Here is a 23264-nt window from a genome sequence, read left to right as displayed (position 1 = left end):
GCCACCATCCGGCACGTGCGCGCCGGATTTCAAGCGCGCCGATCCGCCTTTCATTGACCCGATTGCATGACGGAGGAGATTGCCGATGTTAGACCCGGAAGAAGAGATCAAGGCCGTCATCCGGAAGATCGACGATATTCTCGAGGCGCGGCGCCCGGCGGGCATATCCACCTTCGGCAGCGGCACCGCCGCGCTTTCCCACGAAAGCAGCGACGATCTTCTGCGCGTGAACCTCGAGGCGGCGAAGGTGGTCCTGTCGGCGGCTTCAATGAACCTGATGGGCGAGTGCCGGCAGGAACAGCCCTATCGCCCCCTGCGCCCGATCATCACCGAGGATGGCGATCTGCAATGGTGCTGCACCCATGTTCCGCCCCATTGCGTCAAGGTCTGATCCATGCTGTGGGAGGTGATCGACAGCAAGGTGCGCAGCGCGATCTTTTCGCTGGTCTCCGTCGGCTTCGGCGCGATCCTCTATCTGAAAAAGCCCTGGGCGGGGTTCTCGCTTTTTGCGCCCGCTGACTGGCCCGTAGCGCTTTGGGTGCTGCTCGCGATGCTGGCCATCGGCATCGTGCTGCCGTTTCTTGGCGGATATGCCATCAAACGCGCGCCTGTGGCCGCCCTGTTTCTGTTTGAAATGCGCGCCTTCTGGGTTCTGGCCCTGCTGGCGGTGATCGTTGCCGCCGGGTTGCTGGCCTCGGGCGTGCTGGCCACGTCCGAACAGGACCCGGCCGATCTGAAAGCGTCGATGAGCGCGGTGGAAAAGGCGGTGACGGCGGTGTTCGCCGCGCTGGCGGTGGCCATCGCGGGGGAAAAATCGTCTTCGGCGACGGCGCTTCTGGCGCAGCGCAAGTTTCAGGAAGCGTTCAAGGGCCATGCCGCGACGCTTCCGGCGGCCGAACAGGCCTGGGGGCGGATGGTCGAACATGCGGTGTTTTCCGACCCGTTCGCGCCCTCCTCGACCACCAACCGCGACGGCTCCGCCGCGGCGGGCGCTTCGGGCTGGGGCTGGGATGCGCGGTGGGCGCGCGCCCGCGCCGTGGCCGCGAACCTGGCCTGACCCCGGCAAAGCGCGGGCCGCGACGGTTTTCCCCTTCCAATCTTCGCCGTTCTCGCCTATACGCGCGGCTTCATTCGGGCATGCACCCTTGGAGGATGCCCATAACATTGGAGAACGACTATGGCTGGTGAGATCCCTGATCTTCACGCCACGGTACGGACGGGGACAGGCAAGGGGGCCGCTCGTCAAGCTCGTCGTGAGCAATTCGTACCGGGCATCATCTATGGCGGCGGGGCAAACCCTGTCGCGATCAATCTGAAATACAACGAGCTGCTGAAGCGGCTGAAATCCGGGCGCTTTCTGTCGACGCTGTTCAACATGAAGGTCGAAGGCCAGGAAGACGTGCGCGTGATCTGCCGCAGCGTGCAGCGCGATGTGGTCAAGGATCTGCCGATCCACGTTGATTTCATGCGCCTGCGCCGCACCTCGCGCATCAACCTGTTCATCCCGGTCGAGTTCCTGAACGAGGAAATCGCACCCGGCATCAAGAAGGGTGGCGTTCTGACCGTTGTGCGCCCCGAGGTCGAGCTGAAGGTCACCGCCGGTGACATCCCCGAAAAGCTGACGGTGGATCTGACCGGTCGCGACATCGGCGATACCATCCACATCTCGGACATCACCCTGCCCGAGGGCACGCGCCCGATGATCACCGACCGTGACTTCGTCATCGCCAATATCTCGGCCCCGTCGGGCCTGCGTTCGGCCGATGACGAAGAAGGCGAAGAAGAGGCAGAGACCACCGAGGAGTGATCCCCGGCCTCTGGCAGAATTTGAAAACGCGGGGCCCCGGCCTCGCGTTTTTGTTTGCCGCTCCGGCGGACGCGCCCTAGGTAAGGGGCAGGGAAACAGCAGGAGGCGCGCGATGCGGCTTTTCGTAGGTCTGGGCAATCCCGGCGCGAAATATGCGGGCAACCGGCACAATATCGGCTTTATGGCGGTGGATCGCATCGCCGCCGACTATGGCTTTGCCCCCTGGCGTGCGAAGTTTCAGGGGCAGATGGCCGAAGGCCGGCTGGGCAGCGAAAAGGTGCTGCTGCTGAAACCTGAAACCTTCATGAACCGCTCGGGCCAGTCGGTGGGCGAGGCGATGCGATTCTACAAGCTGACGCCGGGCGACATCACCGTATTTCATGACGAGCTGGACCTTGCGCCGGGCAAGTGCCGGGTGAAACAGGGCGGCGGGCACGCGGGGCACAACGGCCTGCGCTCGATCCACGAGCATATCGGCGAAGCCTATGGCCGGGTCCGGCTGGGCATCGGCCATCCGGGCCACAAGGACCGCGTGGCGGGGTATGTGCTGAGCGATTTTGCCAAGGCCGATCAGGTCTGGCTGGACGATCTGCTGCGCGGGCTGTCCGACGGCGCCCCGGCCTTGGCCGCGGGCGACACGGGCCGGTTTCTGAACGCGGTCGCCCTGCGGGTGGCGCCGCCGCGATCGTCCAAGACCGAGCCGGTGGCGAAACCCGAAACCCCGCCCATACCCGAGAGGAAAGCGGATTCGCGCAGCCCTCTGCAAAAGCTCGCGGACCGGTTCCGGTGACCCTGCGCGCGGCCCTCTTGCAACAGGCAGAGAACTGCGCGGCGCTCGGCTCGCCCTTCACCGCGCGGCTGCTGCGGCTGACAGCCGACCGGCTGCGCCCCGGCACGCCCGTCGCCGACCGGATGCTGACCTGGCAAGGCGATTTCGGCCCCCGTGGCCAATCGGTGCCACTGCGCTTTGCCGGGGCGCTGCACGGGCTGGTGCTGTCGGGCGAAGCGCCCGACCTGGCCGCCGCCTATCCGCCGCACGATCCCACCGATGATGCGCTGTGGCAGGCGGTGAGCGGGGCGCTGACGGCGCAGGAAGACCGGCTGCAGCGCTGGCTGGACAGCGCCCCACAGACCAACGAGGTGCGCCGAAGCGCGCCACTGATCGCCGCCGGGCATTGGCTGAGCGCACGCTACGGGCTGCCGCTGATCGTGTCGGAAATCGGTGCCAGCGCCGGCCTGAACCTGATGTGGGATCACTTCGCGCTGGACTTGCCCGACGGGCGGCGCGGGCCGCGGGATGCGGCACTCGTGCTCGACCCTGACTGGCGCGGCGACCTGCCGCCGCTGGCCGCCCCCCGGATCGCAGACCGCCGCGGCGTCGATCTGAACCCGCTCGATCCCGCCAATCCGGCGGATGCCCTGCGCCTGCGCGCCTATATCTGGCCCGATCAGCCCGACCGGCTGGCCCGCACAGAGGCCGCCATCGCCGTGGCCCGCGCGCCGGTGGACCGGGCCGACGCGCTCGACTGGCTGGGGCCGCATCTGGCCCGGCAATATCCCGGACACCTGCACCTGATCTATCACACCATCGCCTGGCAATACCTGCCCGCACAGGCGCAGGCCAGGGGCAACGCCATCATCGACGCCGCCGGCGCACGAGCCAGCGCCGAGGCCCCGCTGGCCCGTTTCGCGATGGAGGCGGATGGCGCCTCGCCCGGCGCCGCCCTGACCCTGCAGCTGTGGCCCGAGGGTCAGGTGTTGCCGATGGGACGCGTCGATTTCCATGGCCGCTGGGTCGACTGGCAAAGCGGCACGGCAGAAGGAACCGCATGAGATGCAGAAAGACCCCGCGACCAACGTCCTCGGCCAGGAGTTGGCCCCCTGCTCCGCCCGCCCGCTGACCGGGTTCTTCCGCGACGGGCATTGCAACACCTGCGCCGACGATCACGGCAGTCATACCGTCTGTGTGGAGGTGACGGCGGAGTTTCTGGCCCTGTCGAAATACCTTGGCAACGATCTTTCCACCCCGCGCCCCGAGTTCCGCTTTCCGGGGCTGAAGCCGGGGGATCAATGGTGCCTGTGCGCCGCCCGCTTTCTGCAGGCGCATGAGGAAGGCTGCGCGCCGAAGGTGCGCCTTTCGGCCACCCATGCCCGCGCGCTGGAGATCGTGCCGCTGGAGATCCTGCAGCTCAACGCCCTGCCCGATTGAGGGTTAGCCGGCCTTGCCCAGCAAGGCGTCGTCCATCAGATCGTCGATGAACAGGCTCAGAAGCTGGGGCCGGCCGCTGACGCCTGCCTTGCGGTAGATCGCGTTGGTCTGCGCCTTGACCGTGCCTTCGGAGGTATTGCGCAGCGCGGCGATTTCCTGCGTCGACAGCCCCTTGATCGCAAACAGCGCCACGTCCTTCTCTGCCGGGGTCAACGCCCATTGCGCGAACCGCTCCTGCATCAATTCCGCGAAGGCGCCCGAGGCGACGCGCAGCTGTTCCTGATAGCGCTGGGTTTTCTGCATCGTCCGCCGCAGCGCCACGGCCCCCAGCACCAGCCCGAGGATCAAGCCGACCGCCGCGCCGATCTCCAGCAGCTCGCGGGTTTGCCAGCTGATCGGCGTCGTGCGCAGGCCGACGACGCTCAGAACGATGTCAGAGACGAAGAACACCGCGCAGATTGCCTGAACCAGCAATATCGCGATCACGAAAACCCGGTCTTTCAAATGCCTTCAGTCCCCCCGGTGCGGGTTTCGTGGCCCCCCGAAGGGGATGGCCGCCTTACCCGTCTTCATCTTCATCCTCGTCTTCGTCTTCGTCTTCATCCTCATCTTCGTCGTCTTCGTTCGGCCCGCCCCGGCCGCCGCCAGACCCGCCCGGGGCATGGCTGTCGCGCGGATCGAAAAGCTCGGCGTCGTCCTCGTCGTCGTCATCCTCGTCGTCCCACAGATCGCGCAGGATCTCTCCCGTCCGCGGATTGAAGATGATTTCGCGCTCGACGCCGTTGCCATGGGCGACGATCCGGGTCCGCCCCAGCAACGTGCGCGACACACGGATTTCCGAAAAGCCCTGGCCGCGCAGCTGAGCGACGATACGCTCCTGAAGGTCAGCCGCAAAGGCGCCGCCGGCCCAGATCAGGGCCGCCGAAGCACAGCTCAGAAACAGTCTGCGTTGCATGATATCCTTTCGGGGCGTGCCAAATGGCGCCTTCGCTTCACATTCCCGAAACGAAGGCACCGTGGCAAGGGGGCGTCAGCGCAGATCAGCTGTCGTCGCCTTCGTCGTCATCAGAGTCAGAATCAGAGTCATCATCGTTGCTGTCGTCATCTTCAGCTTCGTTTTCGTCTTCACCCTCGTCCTCGTCCTCGAGACTCTCATCGTCATAATCGTCGATCTCTTCCTTGACGACATTGCCCTGGGCATCGAACGTGCGCTCGATTTCCTTGCCTCCGGCCTTCAGCTCTTCCTTCATCAACGTGCCGTCGATGCTATAGGTCCGTTCCAGCTTGCCCGCCGCGCCGGTGGCTTCGGCCCGGTATCGGGTCGCGCTGCGGCGGATCTCGATGCCGGAATAGCCGCTGCCGGACAGGTCGGACACGATCCCCTCGACAACCGGATCGGGGGTGGTCTGGGCAAGGGCGGCGGTGGACATCAACAGGGCGATGGCCGGAACGGCCAGGGTTTTCCTGAATTTCATGGGGTCTTCCTTTCACTGTCATGGCAACGCCGATGCGCGCCTCGTGAAAGGAGGTAAGCCCACCCCGGAAGCCGGGGATATTGCCCGCAGGTTTAAAGCCGGCCGCCTAAACCACAGGAAACCGCGCATAAACCAAAGTTTAGGCGCTGTATGCGCAGGCCCCGCCGTGCAGACGGGGCCGCGCCGGCGTCAGTCGCCGGTGTTCATGTCGAACCCGAGGTGTTTGGCCACGGTGAAGATATCCTTGTCGCCGCGCCCGCACATATTCATCACGATGATATGGTCAGCGGGCAACTCCGGCGCGATCTTCATCACGTGGGCCAGCGCGTGGCTGGGCTCCAGCGCCGGGATGATCCCCTCCTGCAGGCAACAAAGCTGAAACGCCTCCAGCGCCTCGGCATCCGTGATCGCCACATATTCGGCCCGGCCGGTATCGTGCAGCCAGGAATGCTCAGGCCCGATGCCGGGGTAATCCAGCCCGGCCGAAATCGAGAACCCTTCGAGGATCTGCCCGTCATCGTCCTGCAGCAGATAGGTGCGGTTGCCATGCAGTACGCCGGGGCGACCGCCGGTCAGCGATGCGCAATGCTCCATCTTGGCATTCACGCCCTTGCCGCCAGCCTCGACCCCGATGATGCGCACGTCCTTGTCATCCAGAAACGGAAAGAACAGCCCCATGGCGTTCGACCCGCCGCCGATGGCCGCGATCAGCGTATCGGGCAGGCGGCCCTCACCTTCCTGTTCTTCCAGCTGCCAGCGCACTTCCTTGCCGATGATCGACTGGAAATCACGCACCATCGCCGGATAGGGATGCGGACCCGCCACCGTGCCGATGCAATAGAACGTATCACGCACGTTGGTTACCCAGTCGCGCAGCGCATCGTTCATCGCGTCTTTCAGGGTGCCGCGGCCGGATGTCACCGGCACCACCTCGGCCCCCAAAAGGCGCATCCGGAACACGTTGGGCGCCTGACGCTCCACATCATGCGCGCCCATGTAGACCACGCATTTCAGCCCGAACTTGGCACAGACCGTGGCCGTGGCCACACCGTGCTGCCCGGCCCCGGTTTCAGCGATGATGCGCGTCTTGCCCATGCGCATCGCGAGGATGATCTGGCCCAGCACGTTGTTGATCTTATGCGCGCCGGTGTGGTTCAGCTCGTCGCGCTTGAGATAGATCTTGGCCCCGCCCAGATGTTTGGAAAGCCGGTCGGCATGGTAGAGCGGGCTGGGGCGGCCGACGTAGTTCTTCCACAGATCGTCCATCTGCGCCCAGAACGTGGGGTCGGTCTTGGCGCGTTCATATTCCTCTTCCAGCGACAGGATCAGCGGCATCAGCGTCTCGCTGACGAACCGCCCGCCAAAGGTGCCGAACCGGCCGTTTTCATCCGGGCCGGTCATGAAGCTGTTGATAAGGTCTTCGGCCATGGTCATACGTCTCCAAATCCAAATTCAGCGTGCAGAATTTGGTACAATTGTCTGGCAGATTCTTCGCTAAACTGAAGCGTCTGGCTGAGTTTCCCAGGCATGTCACGATCATCAGAACCGTAACTATTCAGCTGAAGAACTTTCATTCCGTCGCGTTCGCCAACCATGTATTTACATACAAGTTGGGTCGGGTGAGCAGATCGAACTTCTTTGTCATCCCTTTCGATTGATCTGACAAACGCCATCGCTCTCTCCCGTTCAATCCAGTTCGCGTTTAAAGCCAATATGCGACGCGGTAAAGCCGAGCCGCTGGTAAAACGCCTGCGCGCGGTTGCGGCTTTTGTTGGTGGTCAGCTGAATCAGGCGGCAGCCGGCGGCGCGGGCGCGGGCCTCGGCATCGGCCATCATCGCGGCCCCCAGCCCCTGCCCCCGCAGATCACCGGCCACCCGCACGCTTTCGACCTGTGCCCGGCGCGCCGCTTTCAGTGACAGGCCAGAAATCAGGGTCAGCTGATAGGTAGCGACGATCCGGCCGCCCGCATCCTCGCCCACGATCAACAGGTTGCCGCCCTCGGCCTGCATCGTGTCGAAAGCAGCCAGATAGGGCGCAAGGCCCGCCCCTTCGCGCGCGGCGCCCAGCGCGTCGTCAGCCAACAGCGCGACCACCGCGGCCACGTCATCGCGGCGGGCTTCGCGGAACCGCAGGCTCATGCCAGCGCCGCCTCGATAAAGGCCCCGATCAGCGCCGCATCCTTGACCCCCGGCGCGCTTTCCACGCCCGAGGAGACATCCACCTGCCGCGCGCCCGTCATCTGAATGGCCAGCGCCACGTTTTCCGGCGTCAGCCCCCCGGCCAGCATCCACGGCACCGGCCAGCGCCGGCCCGCGATCAGCCGCCAGTCAAAGGCCAGACCGTTGCCACCGGGCAAATCGGCCCCCTTCGGCGGCTTGGCATCGACCAGTAGCTGGTCGGCCACACGGCCATATTCGGCCAGAGCAGGCAGATCGTCGGCGTCGGCCACGCCCACCGCCTTCATCACCGGCAGCCCGTAGCGCGCCTTCACCTGCGCCACCCGCGCGGGGCTTTCGGCGCCGTGCAGTTGAAGCATGTCCAGCGGCACGCGGTCCACGATCTCGTCCAGCGCGGCATCGTCGGCATTCACCGTCAGCGCCACCTTGGCGACGCCCGGCGGCACCCCGGCCGCCAGCCCGTGCGCCTGTTCGATGCTTACATTGCGCGGGGATCTGGCGAAGAATACGAAGCCGACATAGGCCGCACCGGCCTCGACCGCCGCCGCGACATGCGCGGCTTCGGAAAGTCCGCAGATCTTTACCCTGATGTCCCCGGTTGCCATGACAGGCGGTTTAGCCTGCCTTGCCGCCATCCTCAAGCAGGGCGAGCACGTCGTCATTCGGTTTGGGGGCGGTGGCGGTCTTGAGCCGCTTGACCTCGCGCTCCAGCGTCTTGGCCTCGCGCTTGGCGCGGGTCGCTTCGGCGCGGTGGCGCGCCTCGCGCAGCCATTCCCAGATGAAGCCGATCAGAAGACCGGCCACAATGCCGCCGAACACCACAAGGAACAGCGGCAGGCGGATCTCCCAGTCGCCGCCGATGAAGCCCGATACACCCTCGGGCAAAAGCCGCAGCGAAACGAAACCACGGTTGGCCAGCGCGACCGTGATCAGGCTCAGCCCGAGCAAGACGAGAAAGAGATAGCGCAAATATCGAAACATCAGAAAATTCCGTTCATTTCTCGTTCAGACGATCCCGCAAAAGCTTACCCGTCTTAAAGAACGGCACGGATTTTTCTTCAACCTCCACCGATGCGCCGGTGCGCGGATTCCGGCCCGTGCGCGCATCGCGTTTCTTCACGGAGAACGCCCCGAAACCGCGCAGCTCCACCCGATCGCCGTTTGACATGGCGTCAATGATCTCTTCAAAGATCGTGTTCACGATGCGCTCCACGTCGCGCTGGTAAAGGTGTGGGTTCTCGTCCGCGATCTTCTGAATTAATTCTGATCTGATCATTAAAAAATCGGCCCCCCCGCCCTGCGCCTTCGAATGCGCATTTGTCTATGTTCTAAGCTTCACGACTATAATCTCCTTTTTCGCCATGAGAAACAGAAACCATTGGAAAAGCTTGGAAAACAGAGATTTCAGCGGCGAAGTTTCACATTCCGGGCAGCGAGCGCGGCTCTTGCACAGAAAGGTTAACGCGCCGGACGGCCCTGCCGGGCGTCACAAACGGCGTTGATTCGGGAAACGCGAAACGGCCCCGCATCGCTGCGGGGCCGTCCATTTCATGCCAAAGGCACGGTGTCTTAGTTGTCGTCGCCCTTGAGCGCGGCACCCAGGATATCCCCGAGCGACGCACCGGAATCCGACGAGCCGTACTGCTCGACCGCTTCCTTTTCCTCGGCGATTTCGCGCGCCTTGATCGACAGGCCCAGACGGCGGGTCTTGCTGTCGATATTGGTCACGCGCACATCAACCTTGTCACCAACCTGGAAACGCTCGGGGCGCTGGTCGGCACGGTCACGGGACAGATCGGAGCGGCGGATGAAGGATTTCATGCCTTCGTATTCCACCTCGATGCCGCCATCCTCGATCGCGGTCACTTCGACCGTGATGATCGAGCCGCGCTTCACGCCGCCCACGGCATCGGCGAACTTGTCGCCGCCCAGCTGTTTGACGGAAAGCGAGATACGCTCCTTGTCCACATCCACCTCGGTGACGACGGCCCTGACCGTGTCGCCCTTGCGGTAGTTCTGGATCGCATCTTCGCCGCGCTCGTCCCACGACAGGTCGGACAGGTGCACCATGCCGTCGATGTCGTTGTCGAGACCGATGAACAGACCGAATTCGGTGATGTTCTTGACCTCGCCCTCGACCTCGGTACCCACCGGATGGGTTTCGGCGAACACATCCCACGGGTTGCGCATGGTCTGTTTCAGACCCAGCGACACGCGGCGCTTGGCGGTGTCGATTTCCAGCACCATGACTTCCACTTCCTGAGAGGTGGAGACGATCTTGCCGGGATGGACGTTCTTCTTGGTCCACGACATTTCGGACACGTGAACCAGGCCTTCGACGCCCGGCTCCAGCTCAACGAACGCACCGTAGTCGGTGATGTTGGTGACGCGGCCGGTATGCACCGATTCCAGCGGATATTTGGCTTCCACCGAATCCCACGGATCGGCCTGAAGCTGCTTCATGCCCAGGCTGATACGGTGGGTTTCCTTGTTGATCTTGATGACCTGAACCTTGACGGTCTCGCCGATCGACAGGATTTCCGACGGGTGGTTCACACGGCGCCAGGCCATGTCGGTGACGTGCAGCAGGCCGTCAACGCCGCCCAGATCGACGAAGGCACCATATTCGGTGATGTTCTTGACAACACCGTCCACGGCCTGGCCTTCGGTCAGGTTGCCGATCACCTCGGCGCGCTGCTCGGCGCGGCTTTCTTCCAGAATGGCGCGGCGCGACACGACGATGTTGCCACGGCGACGGTCCATCTTGAGGATCTGGAACGGCTGCTTCAGCCCCATCAGCGGGCCGGCATCGCGCACCGGGCGCACGTCAACCTGAGAGCCGGGCAGGAACGCCACGGCGCCGCCCAGATCGACGGTAAAGCCACCCTTGACCCGGCCGAAGATCGCGCCTTCGACACGCTCTTCGTCAGCGTAGGCTTTCTCCAGACGGTCCCAGGCTTCTTCGCGGCGCGCCTTGTCGCGGCTGATGACAGCCTCGCCACGGGCGTTTTCCACGCGATCGAGGAACACCTCGACCTCGTCGCCGACTTCGATTTCCGGGGCCTCGCCGGGATTGGCGAATTCTTTCAGTTCGACGCGGCCTTCCATCTTGTAGCCGACGTCGATAATGGCCTGACCCGCTTCAATTGCGATCACGCGGCCTTTGACAACGGACCCTTCGCTGGGCGTGTCAATCTCGAAGCTTTCTTGCAGGAGGGCTTCGAAATCCTCCATCGATACGTTTTGAGCCATCTGGTCTCGGTTTCCTTTACAATGTTTTTTCTGGCCACGCGGTTGTCTCCGCCGGTCTTTGGGTTGGTCATTTGCAGCCGCGCCAACAACAATGAGGGCCGGAGATTGTTCCCGACCCTGCCCATATGTGTGTTCTATGGCTTTGACTGCCTTGTCGACATCGGGCTCTATACAGACATGTCCCCAGCCAGGCAAGGGAAAGCCGCAGAAAAGCGCCCTGCGGACGACCCGCCCCTTTCAGTCGCACACGTAGGACCAGCTGTCATATTCGTAGGTGGTGTAAAAGTCGCTGGGTTGCGGGCGGGACTTGAGCGACCGCCGGTCGGTGGAAAACGGATCCGGGTCATAGAACGCATCGCCATCGGGGCTTATAAGAGGGCGCAGCGGTCGCACATGGATCACACGCGTGCGCTGACAGATCGCCTGCCCCTTCGCCGCCACGGTGAACGCGCCCTCCTGTTCGGTCAGCGTCACCACATGCCCGGCCTTGCGTGCCAACCCCTCCACGCCAAAGCTCAGGGGGCTGTCGATCCTCAGCGCGCCGGTGTTTGGTGCGGGGGCAAAACCCTCCTCCTCGCCGCGCCAATCGGTGCCATAGGCGAAATCCAGCACAAAGCGCCCGTTCGGCACCAGCACCCGAAAGAACTGCCCGCCGGTGATGCCCGCGGCCAGTACCGCCTCGCCCGTCTCGGCATCTTCCACCCTGAGATAGAAATCGCGCCCCTCGGGCGTTTGCACGACCAGCGGGAACACCGCCGCAAGCGGGCTGTTGCGCCACAAAAGACCATGAGCCAAGCCCGATGCCGGTTCGCCCGCCGGGGCGGCCAGCACGGCCACGATGCCCAGAATGGCCGCCAAGACCATCGCGCCTGTCCATCCGATCAATCTGCCAGCCACGTCCGGTGCCCCCTCTCCATCCTTCCGAGATGGGTGGGGGGTACGGAAAAGTCCAGCCGCCGTGTCAGCCGCGCCGCGCGTTAATGACCGCGATGGCCTTTGCCACGGCCTCATCGATCGTCAGCGCGGAGGTGTCCAGAACCACCGCATCCGCCGCCGCCGCCAGCGGCGCCGCCGCCCGCTCGCTGTCGCGCGCATCGCGTTCGCGCAGATCGGCCAGCACCCCGTCGGGGGTCACATCGGCGCCCTTGCCCGACAGTTCCAGAAACCGCCGCCGGGCCCGCACCGCATCACTTGCGGTCACATAAAGCTTCACCTGCGCCTCGGGGCAGATCACCGTGCCGATGTCGCGCCCATCCAGAACCGCGCCGCCCGCACGCCGGGCAAAGGCGCGCTGAAAATCCACCAGCGCCGCGCGCACCTCCGGTATCGCCGCCACTTTCGAAGCTGCCTGTGCCACCTCGGCCGTGCGCAGATCGTCACGCGCCAGATCCTCGGGTCGCAGCGCCCTGGCCGCGGCGACCGGCTCCAGCCCGTCCAGCACCCGCCGCCCGGTGGCCCGGTACAGCAAGCCGGTGTCCAGATGGGCAAAGCCGAAATGCGCCGCCACAGCACGGGAAATCGTGCCCTTCCCCGCCGCGGCGGGGCCATCAATCGCCACCGTGAAGCTCACCGGTTGCTCCGCCCCAGATGCGCGCCCAACCCTTCCATCAGCGGCTCGAACACCGGAAAGGACGTAGAGATCGGCCCCGCGTCATCCACCGACACCGGCTTTTGCGCCGCCATCCCCGCACAAAGAAAGGACATCGCGATCCGATGATCCAGATGGGTGGCACAAACCGCCCCGCCCGGCATCCCGCCCGGCCCCATGCCATGCACGATCAGCGTGTCCTCATCCTCCTCCACGGTCACGCCGCAGGCCTCCAGCCCGCGCGCCATGGCGTCGATCCGGTCACTTTCCTTGACCCGAAGCTCCTTCACCCCGCGCATCACCGTCTTGCCGGCGGCAAAGGCGGCAACAACCGAGAGGACCGGATATTCGTCGATCATCGACGGCGCCCGCTCCGGCGGCACGTCGATCCCGCGCATGGCGGTGGAGTAACGCGCGCGCAGATCGGCGACCGGCTCGCCGCCCTCCTCGCGCATGTTCTCGAATGTCAGATCGGCGCCCATCTCCTGCAGGGTGATGAACAGCCCGGCGCGCGTCGGGTTCAGCCCGATCCCAGGCACCAGCACATCCGACCCCTCGACGATCAGCGCCGCACACACCGGAAACGCGGCCGAACTCGGATCGCGCGGCACCACGATGCTCTGCGGCCGCAGTTCCGGCTGGCCGGTCAGGGTGATCACCCGCCCCTCCTCGGTCTGCTCCACCGAAACCTCCGCGCCGAATCCCGCCAGCATCCGCTCGGTATGATCGCGCGTGGCCTCCTTCTCGATCACCACGGTCTGACCCGGCGCATTCAGCCCCGCCAGCAAGACCGCCGATTTCACCTGGGCCGAGGGCACCGGCACCACATAGCGCACCGGCACCGGCTCTGCCGCACCGACGATCGTCATCGGCAGCCGCCCGCCCGCGCGCCCGTAAGCCGCCGCCCCGAAAAGCCCCAGCGGATCGGTCACCCGCCCCATCGGGCGCGACCGCAACGAGGCATCGCCGGTAAAGGTCGCGCTGATCGGCGAAGTCGCCATCGCCCCCATGATCAAGCGCACACCGGTGCCCGAATTGCCGCAGTCGATCACCTGTTCGGGCTCGGCAAACCCGCCAACCCCCACACCGCTCACAACCCACTCGCCATGGGCCAGATGCGTCACCTCGGCCCCGAAGGCGCGCATCGCCCGGGCCGTGTCCAGCACATCCTGCCCTTCCAGCAGGCCGGTGATATGGGTCTCGCCCACACTCAGCGCGCCAAGGATCAGCGACCGGTGGGAAATCGACTTGTCTCCCGGCACATCCGCCACGCCCTTCAGCGGCGCGGATCTGCGGGCGGTCATCGGGATAGGATCGCCATGGCCGGACATATCTGCCTCATTCGTTGGTTGCGCGCGTGATAGCCCACGGCAAACGAAGCGTCCATGACAGAAGCCCCCCGCCGGAGGCAAAAACCTCCCGTCCCCGGCGCTACACCCGCCGGAACGTCAGGTAATGCGGCACCCGCCCCTCGCGCAGCGCCTTTTGCTCATAGCGCGTGGAAATCCAGTCTTCCCAAGGCGTCCGCCAGTCCTGCGGTCCTTCTGCCAGCCATTCGAAGCCCTGGCGCGGCACCTGCTCCAGTGTCTGACGCACATAATCGGGAATATCCGTGGCCACCCGGAAAATCGCGCCGGGCTTCATGACGCGCGCCAGCGGCTCCAGATGCTCGGGCGTCACGAAACGGCGCCGGTGATGGCGCTTCTTCGGCCAGGGATCGGGATAGAGCAGAAAGGCCCGTGCGATCGAAGCCTCTGGCAACACGTCGAACATATCCCGCACATCCCCCGGATGGACCGAAACGTTGCTTACCCCGGCATCGCGTATCTTGCCCAGCAGCATGGCCACACCATTGATGAATGGCTCGCAGCCGATGATACCGACCCCGGGATTCGCGGCGGCCTGATGCACCATATGCTCACCACCGCCAAAACCGATCTCGAGCCACACATCGCGCGCCCCAAACAGCGCGCCCAGGTCGAGCGGGCGACGCTCTGGGTTTTCCTCCCAGCTCACCCCGCGCGGCGCCAGCGCCTGCAGATCCTCATCCAGAAATGCACGCTGACTGTCGCGCAGCGTCTTGCCGTGGCGGCGACCATAGAAATTGCGCCAGGGGGCGCCGGTGGGGTGGGTATCTTCGCTCATGGCGGGGGTGCTACGAAATCGCGCCCCAAGGTGCAATCGTGCAGTTGGACATGAGCAGGAAACGCGCGCCTTCGGCGCAAGCCTTCTGCCTGTTGGGGCTCCGCCCCAAACCCCGGGATATTTGCACCAAAGCAATCTGAGGAAAAGCAGGTCTCAGCCTTGCTTTGGGCGAAATATCCCCGCCGGAGGCAAACCGGCCCGCAGGGCCGCAATACAGGACTTGCGCCGCAGGCGCACCGGCAGGTCAGCCCCGGCCGCGATAGGGCGCGACGCCCTGATCGGGGATCCATACCCCGTCGGGTGCCGGGCCGGTCTGCCAGAACACGTCGATCGGGATGCCGCCGCGCGGGTACCAATAGGCCCCGATCCGCAGCCATTCGGGATCGAGCAGCGCCACCAGCCGCTTGGCGATGTCGATCGTGCAATCCTCGTGAAAGGCGCCGTGGTTGCGGAACGAGGTCAGGAACAGCTTCAGCGACTTGCTTTCAACCAGCCAGTCGCGCGGGATGTAATCGATCACGATATGGGCGAAATCCGGCTGGCCGGTCATCGGGCAGAGCGAGGTGAATTCCGGCGCGGTGAAGCGCACGACGTATTTCGTGCCCGCGTGGCTGGCGGGCACCTTTTCCAGCGCCGCCTCTTCGGGCGAGGCAGGCTGGGCCACGGCCTGGCCCAGCTGGCTCAGCCCAGATACATCGGTTTTCGCCATCGCCCTGTCACACCGCCTTTTTCAGCGCGTCGATCAGATCGGTCTTTTCCCAGCTGAACCCGCCATCGGCATCGGGGGCGCGGCCGAAATGGCCGTAGGCCGCGGTGCGCTGATAGATCGGCTTGTTCAGGTCCAGATGCTCGCGGATGCCGCGCGGGGTCAGGTCCATAACCTGGGCCACGGCCTTTTCGATCGCGGTCTCGTCGACCTCTCCGGTGCCGTGGGTATCGACATAGATCGACAGCGGCTTGGCCACCCCGATGGCATAGGAGAGCTGCAGCGTGCAGCGTTTCGCCATCCCCGCGGCCACCACGTTTTTCGCCAGATAGCGCGCGGCATAGGCGGCCGAACGGTCCACCTTGGTCGGATCCTTGCCGGAAAACGCGCCGCCGCCATGCGGGGCCGCGCCGCCGTAGGTATCGACGATGATCTTGCGCCCGGTCAGGCCGGCGTCGCCATCGGGGCCGCCGATCACGAAGGTGCCGGTGGGGTTCACCCACCATTCGGTCTTGTCGGTGATCCAGCCCGAGGGCAGAACCTCGCGGATATAGGGTTCTACGATGGCGCGGATCGCGGCGGAATCCTGATCTTCACGCTCATGCTGGGTGGACAGGACGATCGAGGTCACCTCGACCGGCTTGCCGCCCTCGTAACGCACCGAAAGCTGCGATTTGGCGTCAGGGCGCAGGGTCGGCTCGGCACCGGATTTGCGGACTTCGGCCAGGCGGCGCAGGATCGCATGCGCATATTGGATCGGGGCCGGCATCAACTCCGGCGTTTCATCCACCGCATAGCCGAACATGATACCCTGATCGCCAGCACCGTCCTTGTCGACGCCCTGGGCGATATGGGCGGATTGCTCGTGCAGGAAGTTCAGCACGTGGCAGGTGTTCCAGTGGAACTTCTCCTGCTCATAGCCGATGTCCTTGATGCAATCGCGCGCGATCTGCCCGATGCGGCCCATATAGTCCTTCAGCCGCTCCTGGTTCGACAGGCCGACCTCGCCGCCGATCACGACCATGCCGGAGGTGGCGAATGTCTCGCATGCGACCCGCGCATTGGGTTCTTCTGTCAGGAATGCGTCGAGGATCGCATCCGAGATACGATCGCACACTTTATCGGGGTGCCCCTCCGACACGGATTCGGAGGTGAAAATGTAGTTCTGCCGGGCCATGGGAAGTGCTCCATTGTGAAAATACCCGCCACGCCAGGAAGCCGTTGTGACGGTAAGGTCAGTGCGGCTTACGCTTGGGGGCGGCGCTGGTCAACGGGATACTGAGAAGCGCCTGTATATAAGTGCCGCCAGCGCAACAATAATGGCGAGGCCCGCCGGCCAGTCGCCGAAACGCACATAAAGCGTGGGCGGCAGCGCGGGCGGTACCGGCGCGGTCAGTTGCCCCGCCGTGTTCAGCGGCAGGTCCCGCAGTACCCTGCCCCGCGCGTCGATCACCGCCGACACGCCGGTATTGGCCGAGCGCAGCACCGGCAGCCCCTGTTCCACCGCCCGCAGGCGCGCCTGGGCCAGATGCTGATAGGGGCCGGAGAATGTGCCGAACCACGCGTCATTGGTCAGTTGCAGGATCCAGTCGGCCCGGATTGGCGCGGCGCGCAGATCCTGGGGAAAGATCGCCTCGTAGCAGATCAGCGGCAGCACCTTGCCCAGCGCGCCCAGATCCAGCACCTGCGCGCCGGGGCCGGCGGCATAGCCAAAGCTTTCGCCCGCGGCCAGGCCGAAGATGCCGAACCGGGCGAAAAACCCGCTGAGCGGCATGTATTCCCCGAAAGGCACCAGGTGATACTTGTCGTAGACATGGGTCACCGCGCCGCCCGCGCCGATGGCCGCCAGCGCGTTGAACACCCGCCGCCCGTCGCGCCGCTGAATGCCCAGGATGGCCGGGCGCCCGCCGGAGGCGTCGGAAATCATCTTCAGCACCGGCTCCGCCTGACCCAAAAGGTAGGGCACGGCGGTTTCGGGCCAGACGATCAGATCCGGCGCCGGGTCGGAGAATTCGGCCGTCAGCGCCAGTTGACGGCGAAGGAACACCGGTACCAGATCGTCTCGCCATTTCAGATGCTGCGCCGCGTTGGGCTGCAGCAGACGCACGACGGGCGCGGCCTCTCGCGGCGGTATCGGCCGGGTCAGTTGCCAGGCGCCGTAGCCCCAGGCCGCCGCCACCAGCACAAGCGCCAGCACCGCCCCGCGGGTGCGCAGCGCCACCGGCAGCGCCGCCGCCAGCAGCGCCAGCAGCGTCAGCCCGTGCGGGCCGGTCACCGCGGCGAGCTGCATCACCGGGGTGCCGATCCACAGATGGCCGATCAGCGCCCAGGGGAAACCGGTAAGCACATAGCTGCGGGCCAGTTCCGCGACTGTCAGCATCAGCACCAGCGCTGCGCATCGAAGCCCAGGCCGTTGCGTGAAACGCGCGGCGGCATAGCCCGCCACCGCCCAGAACAGCGCCAGCCCAAAGGCCATGAGGCCGAGCGCGAAGGGCGCCATCCAGCCGTGGCGGGCGATATCCACCAGAAAGGGCTGCACGATCCAGACCAGCGCCGCGCCGAAATACCCCGCCCCGCCCATCCAGGCCAGTTTCGCGGCCCGCTGCGGGGTGGCCGCCGGCAGGACAAGAGCAATCAGCCCGGCGAACCCCAGCAGGGCCAGCGGCCACAGGCCCAGCGGGGCCTGCCCCGCCGCGGCGACAATGCCAAGACCGAAGGCCGCCGCCCCGCCGCGCGCCTTTTCACCGGTCAGCGCGGCCTGGCGCATGCGCATCGGCTCAGCCGTCCTTCGCCTCGGGCAGGCGCACGCGCAGCCGCTTGATTCGGCGCGGATCGGCATCCACCACTTCGAACTCGGCGCCGCTGTCATGCGGCACGACCTCGCCCCGCGTGGGCACCCGGCCTGTCATCATGAAGACAAGACCGCCCATCGTGTCGATCTCTTCCTCGTCTTCCTCGTCGGCCAGCTTGATGCCGATCTTGGCCTCGAACTCGTCCAGCGGCGCGCGGGCCTGTACCAGGTAGATGCCCGGCTTTTCCTCGACCCAGGGGCTGCCCTCGGCGATGTCATGCTCATCCTCGATCTCGCCGATGACCTGTTCGATCAGATCCTCGATCGTGACCAGCCCGTCGACCCCGCCGTATTCGTCAATCACCAGCGCCATGTGCATCCGGTCGTTCTGCATCTTCTGCAACAGCACGCCGATCGGCATCGACGGCGGCGCATAGAGCAGCGGCCGCACCATCGGGCGCAGCGCGAAATCGGTGCTGGGGCCGTTGAACCCGTGCTCCAGCGCGAAATCCTTCAGGTGGATCAGGCCGACGGGCGTGTCCAGCGTGCCGTCGAACACCGGCAGGCGGGTCATGCCGCTGTCACGGAAAACCTTGACCAGATCGTCCTTGGAAATGTCCAGCGGCACCGCCACGATCTCGACCTTCGGAACCGCCACATCCTCGACCCGCATCCGGCGCAGGTTGGCCATGCCAAGCGGAGACAGGGCACCCGTGGTGCCTGTGGCAGAAATTTCCGCGCGTTGGTCCTGTTCGTCTATCGGGTCGGGGGCACGAAAAGCCCCGATAAGCCGGCCCAGCAGGCCACCCTTGTTGTTCTCTTCAATGTCCGGCGCGCCTTGCGCTGCCATAGAAGACCCGTCGGTCTCGTCGCCCATCAGTCCTTACCAGTTAAGCCGGACGTGCACGCCCGTATCAGCCATATGGGTCAGCAAGACCCAAGGTTGCAAGTATTTCCACCTCCAAACCTTCCATCACGGCCGCATCCTTTGGTCTTATGTGGTCATAACCCAACAGGTGCAGGCAGCCGTGAACCAGAAGATGGGTCACATGGTCGGCCATGCTCTTGCCCTGCTCCGCCGCCTCGCGGGCGCAGGTTTCATGGGCGATGGCGATATCCCCCAGCTCTGCGGCCATGCCGGCCGGGCCCGGGGCGGGAAGGCCCGGCGCATCGCCGTCCCCCGGCGCGGCAAGGTCTTCGGCGGGCCAGGACAGCACATTGGTGGGCGACGGTTTGCCGCGGAAATCGGCGTTGAGCACGGCGATGCGGGCATCGTCACAGCCCAGCAGGCTGATCTCATAGGCGTCGGGGGCAAGCCCCAGCCGGGCCAGCGTGGCGCGGCAGGCGGTTTCGGCCAGCGCCTCCAGCCCCTCCCGTTGCCACCGATCATCCTCGATCAGCGTTTCGACCAGATCAGGCATCGGCCTTGTCGTAGGCCTCGATGATCCTGGCGACAAGCGGGTGGCGCACCACGTCCTTGGCGGTGAAATAGTTGAACGAGATCTTGTCGATGTCCTTGAGCAGGTTTTCGGCATCCGCCAGCCCCGAGGACGTGCCGCGCGGCAGGTCCACCTGCGTGCGGTCGCCGGTGATGACCATGCGCGAGCCTTCGCCGAGCCGGGTCAGGAACATCTTCATCTGCATCGTGGTGGCGTTCTGCGCCTCGTCCAGCACCACGAAGGCATTGGCCAGCGTGCGCCCGCGCATGAAGGCCAGCGGCGCGATCTCGATCCGCTTTTCCTCGATCAGCTTGGCGACCTGCTTGCTGGGCAGGAAATCGTTCAGCGCATCGTAGAGCGGCTGCATGTAGGGATCGACTTTTTCCTTCATGTCGCCGGGCAGAAAGCCCAGCCGCTCGCCCGCCTCGACGGCCGGGCGCGACAGAATGATCCTGTCGACATGGCCGCCGATGAACATGTTCACCGCCGCCGCCACCGCCAGATACGTCTTGCCGGTGCCCGCCGGGCCGATGCCGAAGGCCAGCTCGTGCGAGAACAGCGCCCGCACATAGGCTTTCTGCGCCTCGGTGCGCGGCTCGACCAGTTTCTTGCGGGTCTTGATCTCGACATGGCCGCCCTGGAACATCTCCAGCTGGTCGCCCTGGCGGGCGCCGGTGCCCTCTCCGGAATCGCCCAGACGGATCGCGCCGTCGATATCGCCGGCATCCAGCGTCTTTCCGGCCTCGAGCCGCCCGTAAAGCTGCTGCAGCACCATCGCGGCCCGGCCGCGCGCATCCCCCTCTCCGACAACGGCAATCTGGTTGCCCCGTCGCAGGATATGCACCCCGAGCTTATGCTCGATCTGCGCGAGATTGCGGTCGAACTCTCCGCAAAGGTCGATCAGAAGGCGGTTGTCAGGGAACTCCAGAAGCGTTTCGTGAACGTCTTCCGTGTTTGGCGGGGGGGTCAGAGCGCTGATGCCCAAAAACGACTCCGTTTGTTAAAGCCTGCATAGATATGGTGGCGCTCTCTGGCCCGATACGCAAGCGTTGGGTGACAGGTTTCACGGAATTGCAACAAAAAAGGCCGCCGGGCATTGCCCTGCGGCCATTTGCGATGCGCTCGCGATGCCGTCAGACCGGATCCTCGACCGGCGAGCCGGCCTTGAACGGCCCGACGACAGAGCCCGGCGGGGCGATGCCCGAACAGACAGGCCGGCCGTATTTGTCGCGCCGGATGTCCATATAGCCCTCGGCGCCGTCATCGATCATCCAGTGGTCACACCCGTTGGGATCCACCCAGATACCGGCGCGCATCTCGCTCAGGCGCTTGTTGTCCAGAACACCGCCGTCGATGGTCTTGTCGCCGTGATTGGTTTCGCAGGCCGCCACCAGGGCGACGATGGGCAGAAGCGTGAAAGCCTTGAAGAATGTCATGCCCGACCCCTTAACGGAAACAGATGATTTCGACGCGCCGGTTCCGGGCCCGGCCCGCGGCTGTCGCGTTTGTGTCGATCGGGTCCCGCTCGCCGTATCCGCGCACATCGGTGATCCGCGCGCCGACGCTTTTGGCCACGGCGGCCACCGCATTCGCGCGGCGCAGCGAAAGCGACATGTTGTACTCGTCCGAGGCGCGGCTGTCGGTATGCCCAGCGATGGCAAAAGAGGTCGCGGTGGAGGAGCGGAAGAATTCAACAAGACGGCGGCGACCGTCGGCGCTGATCGTGGACTGGTTGGTCGCGAAAAGCTGATCGGAATTCAGCGTGCCGCAGGTCGGCGCGCGATTGCACACGGGCAGGCCCTGGCGATCGACATGCGGAGACATGTACCCCTCCCAGCCGTCATCCATGACCCAATGCTCACAGCCATCGGGATCGACCCAGATCGTGGGGATATAGCGTTCGCCCTGAATCACATCCTGCTGCGCCCAGCCAGCCATGCCGGACAGCATCAGGGCGGCAACCGCCAGCCCCGCAAGCGCGATGCCGCGCAACGCGTGGAACGCCCCGCAGGAAAGCCCGTCAGGCCAATGCCGGTATTTCGGAAAACTTGAAATCTCTACCATTGTTCAATCACTCTGAAACACCTGAAGACATTACCGTTTTCCCCCGATTCTGTGAAAGGTTAATCCCAAGGACCGCCCCGTTGCCGATACAATCGCCGCGAAATCTGGCAATTATCCGCCAAAACAAAGGAAATCCGCCCGACGTTTCAGGCCAACTCGCGCCAGGGGCGAGTTGCCTCAAACCTCCACCACCTGCCCGGCAAGGGAATTGGCCCCCGATCCGGTGATCCGCACCCGCGCGACCTGCCCGATCCGCTCGGCGCCCGCCTGCGCATGCACGGCATGCAGGTGATCGGACTTGCCCACAAGCTGCCCGGCCTCGCGCCCCGGCTTTTCGAACAGCACGCCCACCTCGCGCCCGACCATCGCATCCTGGATTTCCGCCTGCTGGCGCGACAGCAACGCCTGCAGCCGCTGCAGCCGGTCTGCTTTCACATCCTCATCCACCTGCGCGCGCTCGGCGGCGGGAGTGCCGGGACGGGTGGAGTATTTGAACGAATAGCACTGGCCGTAGCGCACCTGCTCCACCAGCGCCAGGGTGGCGGCGAAATCCGCTTCCGTCTCTTCGGGGAAGCCGACGATGAAATCGCCCGACAGCAGGATATCGGGCCGCGCGGCCCGGATACGCTCGATCAGCCGCAGATATTGCTCGGCGGTATGGCTGCGGTTCATCCGTTTCAGGATACGGTCAGAGCCCGACTGCACCGGCAGATGCAGATAGGGCATCAGCTTGTCGCAATCGCCATGAGCCGCGATCAGGTCGTCGTCCATGTCATTCGGGTGCGAGGTGGTGAACCGGATCCGCGCCAGCCCGTCGATCCTGGCCAGTTCGCGGATCAGCCGCGCCAGCGACCAGTCGCCCCCCGCGCCCGCGCCGTGATAGGCATTGACGTTCTGGCCCAGCAGCGTGATCTCGCGCACGCCGCGCTCCACCAGGTCGCGCGCCTCGTCCAGCACGCGGTCCACCGGGCGGCTGACCTCGGCGCCGCGGGTATAGGGCACCACGCAAAAGGCGCAGAACTTGTCGCAGCCTTCCTGCACGGTCAGAAACGCGGACGGGCCGCGCTGCGCCTTGGGGCGGGCGGCCAGATGCGCGAACTTGTCTTCCTCGGGGAAATCGGTGTCGAGCGCCTTTTGCCCGTTCCCGGCCTTCGCCTCCATCGCGGGCAGCCGGTGATAGCTTTGCGGCCCCACCACCAGATCGACCATCGGCTGACGACGCATGATTTCGGCGCCTTCGGCCTGGGCGACACAGCCGGCTACGCCGATCTTCAGCTCCGGCTTGGCGGCCTTCAGCCCCTTGAAGCGGCCAAGCTCGGAATAAACCTTTTCGGCCGCCTTTTCGCGGATGTGGCAGGTATTGAGCAGGATCATGTCGGCATCATCGGGCGTGTCGGTGGCAATATAACCCGCCCCGCCCAGCGCCTCGGCCATGCGCTCGCTGTCATAGACATTCATCTGACAGCCATAGGTCTTGATGAACAGTTTCTTCTGGTCCGCCATGATCCGCACCCCGCCAATTCAAGGCGCCCTCCTACACAATGCCGGCAAAAGCCGCAACGCTTGCAATGATACCCGATTTACAGGAGTTTCGGAAAAGGCCCGGGGAT

At 64.9% G+C, this 23264-nt stretch carries 29 protein-coding genes and 1 riboswitch; of the genes, 6 read left to right on the top strand and 23 right to left on the bottom strand.

Annotated features, from left to right (window positions below):
• Positions 1-85: 85 nt before the first annotated feature.
• From TQ29_RS03815 to TQ29_RS03790, 6 genes are all read left to right on the top strand, one after another.
• Complete coding sequence (locus TQ29_RS03815) at positions 86-391, top strand: hypothetical protein (RefSeq protein ID WP_054538086.1); 306 nt, start codon at positions 86-88, stop codon at positions 389-391.
• Positions 392-394: 3 nt separating this feature from the next.
• Entirely contained in the window at positions 395-1057 is a 663-nt protein-coding gene (locus tag TQ29_RS03810) for a hypothetical protein (RefSeq protein WP_054538085.1), read from the top strand.
• A gap of 120 nt (positions 1058-1177) precedes the next feature.
• Positions 1178-1807: a 50S ribosomal protein L25/general stress protein Ctc gene (locus tag TQ29_RS03805; RefSeq protein WP_054538084.1), complete on the top strand. Its 630-nt coding sequence runs from the start codon at positions 1178-1180 to the stop codon at positions 1805-1807.
• Between the two features lie 112 nt (positions 1808-1919).
• A complete protein-coding gene (gene pth / locus TQ29_RS03800; RefSeq protein WP_054538083.1) occupies positions 1920-2597 on the top strand; it encodes an aminoacyl-tRNA hydrolase in 678 nt (225 codons plus the stop codon).
• Complete coding sequence (locus TQ29_RS03795) at positions 2594-3640, top strand: DUF2332 domain-containing protein (RefSeq protein WP_054538082.1); 1047 nt, start codon at positions 2594-2596, stop codon at positions 3638-3640. The genes pth and TQ29_RS03795 overlap by 4 nt, the downstream gene beginning before the upstream one ends.
• Before the next feature lies 1 nt (position 3641).
• Positions 3642-4016 (top strand): DUF2237 family protein, encoded by a 375-nt coding sequence (locus TQ29_RS03790; protein ID WP_054538081.1) that lies wholly within the window; start codon positions 3642-3644, stop codon positions 4014-4016.
• 3 nt (positions 4017-4019) lie between these two features.
• Here TQ29_RS03790 and TQ29_RS03785 read toward each other — a convergent pair whose 3' ends face one another.
• From TQ29_RS03785 to miaB, 23 genes are all read right to left on the bottom strand, one after another.
• Positions 4020-4520 (bottom strand): helix-turn-helix transcriptional regulator, encoded by a 501-nt coding sequence (locus tag TQ29_RS03785; protein WP_054538080.1) that lies wholly within the window; start codon positions 4518-4520, stop codon positions 4020-4022.
• Positions 4521-4575: 55 nt separating this feature from the next.
• On the bottom strand, positions 4576-4971 hold the full coding sequence (locus TQ29_RS20870; protein ID WP_054538079.1) for a hypothetical protein: 396 nt from the start codon (positions 4969-4971) through the stop codon (positions 4576-4578).
• 85 nt (positions 4972-5056) lie between these two features.
• The gene (locus tag TQ29_RS03775; protein WP_054538078.1) at positions 5057-5491 is read right to left on the bottom strand and encodes a hypothetical protein; all 435 of its coding nucleotides are present in this window, start codon (positions 5489-5491) and stop codon (positions 5057-5059) included.
• A 189-nt stretch (positions 5492-5680) separates the two neighbouring features.
• Positions 5681-6919 carry a tryptophan synthase subunit beta gene (trpB, locus tag TQ29_RS03770; RefSeq protein WP_054540309.1) on the bottom strand — a complete coding sequence of 413 codons (1239 nt, stop codon included), beginning with the start codon at positions 6917-6919 and terminating at the stop codon, positions 5681-5683.
• Positions 6920-6921: 2 nt separating this feature from the next.
• Positions 6922-7164, bottom strand: a complete 243-nt coding sequence (locus TQ29_RS20580; protein ID WP_157445508.1) for a hypothetical protein — start codon at positions 7162-7164, stop codon at positions 6922-6924.
• A gap of 13 nt (positions 7165-7177) precedes the next feature.
• Positions 7178-7630, bottom strand: coding sequence for a GNAT family N-acetyltransferase (locus TQ29_RS03765; protein ID WP_037204222.1), 453 nt, complete (start codon positions 7628-7630; stop codon positions 7178-7180).
• Entirely contained in the window at positions 7627-8274 is a 648-nt protein-coding gene (locus tag TQ29_RS03760; RefSeq protein WP_054538077.1) for a phosphoribosylanthranilate isomerase, read from the bottom strand. Before TQ29_RS03760 ends, TQ29_RS03765 begins: the two co-directional genes overlap by 4 nt.
• Before the next feature lie 10 nt (positions 8275-8284).
• Entirely contained in the window at positions 8285-8650 is a 366-nt protein-coding gene (locus tag TQ29_RS03755) for a lipopolysaccharide assembly protein LapA domain-containing protein (RefSeq protein ID WP_054538076.1), read from the bottom strand.
• 13 nt (positions 8651-8663) lie between these two features.
• Positions 8664-8945, bottom strand: a complete 282-nt coding sequence (gene ihfB, locus TQ29_RS03750; RefSeq protein ID WP_037204232.1) for an integration host factor subunit beta — start codon at positions 8943-8945, stop codon at positions 8664-8666.
• A 293-nt stretch (positions 8946-9238) separates the two neighbouring features.
• Positions 9239-11116: a 30S ribosomal protein S1 gene (gene rpsA, locus TQ29_RS03745; protein ID WP_255353379.1), complete on the bottom strand. Its 1878-nt coding sequence runs from the start codon at positions 11114-11116 to the stop codon at positions 9239-9241.
• Between the two features lie 42 nt (positions 11117-11158).
• Positions 11159-11818, bottom strand: coding sequence for a hypothetical protein (locus TQ29_RS03740; protein WP_157445507.1), 660 nt, complete (start codon positions 11816-11818; stop codon positions 11159-11161).
• Between the two features lie 64 nt (positions 11819-11882).
• Positions 11883-12491 carry a d(CMP) kinase gene (locus TQ29_RS03735; protein ID WP_054538074.1) on the bottom strand — a complete coding sequence of 203 codons (609 nt, stop codon included), beginning with the start codon at positions 12489-12491 and terminating at the stop codon, positions 11883-11885.
• On the bottom strand, positions 12488-13840 hold the full coding sequence (gene aroA, locus TQ29_RS03730) for a 3-phosphoshikimate 1-carboxyvinyltransferase (RefSeq protein ID WP_054538073.1): 1353 nt from the start codon (positions 13838-13840) through the stop codon (positions 12488-12490). The genes TQ29_RS03735 and aroA overlap by 4 nt, the downstream gene beginning before the upstream one ends.
• A gap of 100 nt (positions 13841-13940) precedes the next feature.
• Positions 13941-14654, bottom strand: coding sequence for a tRNA (guanosine(46)-N(7))-methyltransferase TrmB (locus TQ29_RS03725; protein ID WP_054538072.1), 714 nt, complete (start codon positions 14652-14654; stop codon positions 13941-13943).
• Between the two features lie 244 nt (positions 14655-14898).
• The gene (queF, locus tag TQ29_RS03720; RefSeq protein ID WP_054538071.1) at positions 14899-15363 is read right to left on the bottom strand and encodes a preQ(1) synthase; all 465 of its coding nucleotides are present in this window, start codon (positions 15361-15363) and stop codon (positions 14899-14901) included.
• A gap of 7 nt (positions 15364-15370) precedes the next feature.
• Positions 15371-16537 (bottom strand): methionine adenosyltransferase, encoded by a 1167-nt coding sequence (gene metK / locus TQ29_RS03715; RefSeq protein WP_054538070.1) that lies wholly within the window; start codon positions 16535-16537, stop codon positions 15371-15373.
• A 6-nt stretch (positions 16538-16543) separates the two neighbouring features.
• Positions 16544-16593, bottom strand: a riboswitch (SAM-SAH riboswitch).
• 34 nt (positions 16594-16627) lie between these two features.
• On the bottom strand, positions 16628-18127 hold the full coding sequence (gene lnt / locus TQ29_RS03710) for an apolipoprotein N-acyltransferase (RefSeq protein WP_054540308.1): 1500 nt from the start codon (positions 18125-18127) through the stop codon (positions 16628-16630).
• 10 nt (positions 18128-18137) lie between these two features.
• A complete protein-coding gene (locus TQ29_RS03705) occupies positions 18138-19028 on the bottom strand; it encodes a hemolysin family protein (protein ID WP_054538069.1) in 891 nt (296 codons plus the stop codon).
• Positions 19029-19065: 37 nt separating this feature from the next.
• Positions 19066-19572, bottom strand: coding sequence for an rRNA maturation RNase YbeY (gene ybeY, locus TQ29_RS03700; protein WP_054538068.1), 507 nt, complete (start codon positions 19570-19572; stop codon positions 19066-19068).
• Positions 19565-20575, bottom strand: coding sequence for a PhoH family protein (locus TQ29_RS03695; protein ID WP_054538067.1), 1011 nt, complete (start codon positions 20573-20575; stop codon positions 19565-19567). Before TQ29_RS03695 ends, ybeY begins: the two co-directional genes overlap by 8 nt.
• Before the next feature lie 148 nt (positions 20576-20723).
• Positions 20724-21026 carry a hypothetical protein gene (locus TQ29_RS03690; RefSeq protein ID WP_037208694.1) on the bottom strand — a complete coding sequence of 101 codons (303 nt, stop codon included), beginning with the start codon at positions 21024-21026 and terminating at the stop codon, positions 20724-20726.
• Between the two features lie 10 nt (positions 21027-21036).
• Entirely contained in the window at positions 21037-21540 is a 504-nt protein-coding gene (locus TQ29_RS03685; RefSeq protein WP_157445634.1) for an OmpA family protein, read from the bottom strand.
• Between the two features lie 291 nt (positions 21541-21831).
• Positions 21832-23157 carry a tRNA (N6-isopentenyl adenosine(37)-C2)-methylthiotransferase MiaB gene (gene miaB, locus TQ29_RS03680; protein ID WP_054538065.1) on the bottom strand — a complete coding sequence of 442 codons (1326 nt, stop codon included), beginning with the start codon at positions 23155-23157 and terminating at the stop codon, positions 21832-21834.
• Between the last annotated feature and the right edge of the window lie 107 nt (positions 23158-23264).

This window comes from Actibacterium sp. EMB200-NS6 (assembly GCF_001305615.1).
Lineage (GTDB): Bacteria > Pseudomonadota > Alphaproteobacteria > Rhodobacterales > Rhodobacteraceae > Actibacterium_A > Actibacterium_A naphthalenivorans.
The sequence above is the reverse complement of the archived record's forward strand: the minus strand, read 5'-3'. Positions and strand labels throughout refer to the sequence as shown.

What these genes read in the sequence shown, in the direction of transcription:
- TQ29_RS03815 (WP_054538086.1), top strand. Translation starts at nt 86, where the DNA reads ATGTTAGACCCGGAAGAAGAGATCAAGGCCGTCATCCGGAAGATCGAC.
- TQ29_RS03810 (WP_054538085.1), top strand. Translation starts at nt 395, where the DNA reads ATGCTGTGGGAGGTGATCGACAGCAAGGTGCGCAGCGCGATCTTTTCG.
- TQ29_RS03805 (WP_054538084.1), top strand. Translation starts at nt 1,178, where the DNA reads ATGGCTGGTGAGATCCCTGATCTTCACGCCACGGTACGGACGGGGACA.
- pth (WP_054538083.1), top strand. Translation starts at nt 1,920, where the DNA reads ATGCGGCTTTTCGTAGGTCTGGGCAATCCCGGCGCGAAATATGCGGGC.
- TQ29_RS03790 (WP_054538081.1), top strand. Translation starts at nt 3,642, where the DNA reads ATGCAGAAAGACCCCGCGACCAACGTCCTCGGCCAGGAGTTGGCCCCC.
- TQ29_RS20870 (WP_054538079.1), bottom strand. Translation starts at nt 4,971, where the DNA reads ATGCAACGCAGACTGTTTCTGAGCTGTGCTTCGGCGGCCCTGATCTGG.
- TQ29_RS03775 (WP_054538078.1), bottom strand. Translation starts at nt 5,491, where the DNA reads ATGAAATTCAGGAAAACCCTGGCCGTTCCGGCCATCGCCCTGTTGATG.
- trpB (WP_054540309.1), bottom strand. Translation starts at nt 6,919, where the DNA reads ATGGCCGAAGACCTTATCAACAGCTTCATGACCGGCCCGGATGAAAAC.
- TQ29_RS20580 (WP_157445508.1), bottom strand. Translation starts at nt 7,164, where the DNA reads ATGGCGTTTGTCAGATCAATCGAAAGGGATGACAAAGAAGTTCGATCT.
- TQ29_RS03765 (WP_037204222.1), bottom strand. Translation starts at nt 7,630, where the DNA reads ATGAGCCTGCGGTTCCGCGAAGCCCGCCGCGATGACGTGGCCGCGGTG.
- TQ29_RS03760 (WP_054538077.1), bottom strand. Translation starts at nt 8,274, where the DNA reads ATGGCAACCGGGGACATCAGGGTAAAGATCTGCGGACTTTCCGAAGCC.
- TQ29_RS03755 (WP_054538076.1), bottom strand. Translation starts at nt 8,650, where the DNA reads ATGTTTCGATATTTGCGCTATCTCTTTCTCGTCTTGCTCGGGCTGAGC.
- ihfB (WP_037204232.1), bottom strand. Translation starts at nt 8,945, where the DNA reads ATGATCAGATCAGAATTAATTCAGAAGATCGCGGACGAGAACCCACAC.
- aroA (WP_054538073.1), bottom strand. Translation starts at nt 13,840, where the DNA reads ATGTCCGGCCATGGCGATCCTATCCCGATGACCGCCCGCAGATCCGCG.
- TQ29_RS03725 (WP_054538072.1), bottom strand. Translation starts at nt 14,654, where the DNA reads ATGAGCGAAGATACCCACCCCACCGGCGCCCCCTGGCGCAATTTCTAT.
- queF (WP_054538071.1), bottom strand. Translation starts at nt 15,363, where the DNA reads ATGGCGAAAACCGATGTATCTGGGCTGAGCCAGCTGGGCCAGGCCGTG.
- metK (WP_054538070.1), bottom strand. Translation starts at nt 16,537, where the DNA reads ATGGCCCGGCAGAACTACATTTTCACCTCCGAATCCGTGTCGGAGGGG.
- lnt (WP_054540308.1), bottom strand. Translation starts at nt 18,127, where the DNA reads ATGCGCCAGGCCGCGCTGACCGGTGAAAAGGCGCGCGGCGGGGCGGCG.
- TQ29_RS03705 (WP_054538069.1), bottom strand. Translation starts at nt 19,028, where the DNA reads ATGGGCGACGAGACCGACGGGTCTTCTATGGCAGCGCAAGGCGCGCCG.
- ybeY (WP_054538068.1), bottom strand. Translation starts at nt 19,572, where the DNA reads ATGCCTGATCTGGTCGAAACGCTGATCGAGGATGATCGGTGGCAACGG.
- TQ29_RS03690 (WP_037208694.1), bottom strand. Translation starts at nt 21,026, where the DNA reads ATGACATTCTTCAAGGCTTTCACGCTTCTGCCCATCGTCGCCCTGGTG.
- TQ29_RS03685 (WP_157445634.1), bottom strand. Translation starts at nt 21,540, where the DNA reads ATGCTGTCCGGCATGGCTGGCTGGGCGCAGCAGGATGTGATTCAGGGC.
- miaB (WP_054538065.1), bottom strand. Translation starts at nt 23,157, where the DNA reads ATGGCGGACCAGAAGAAACTGTTCATCAAGACCTATGGCTGTCAGATG.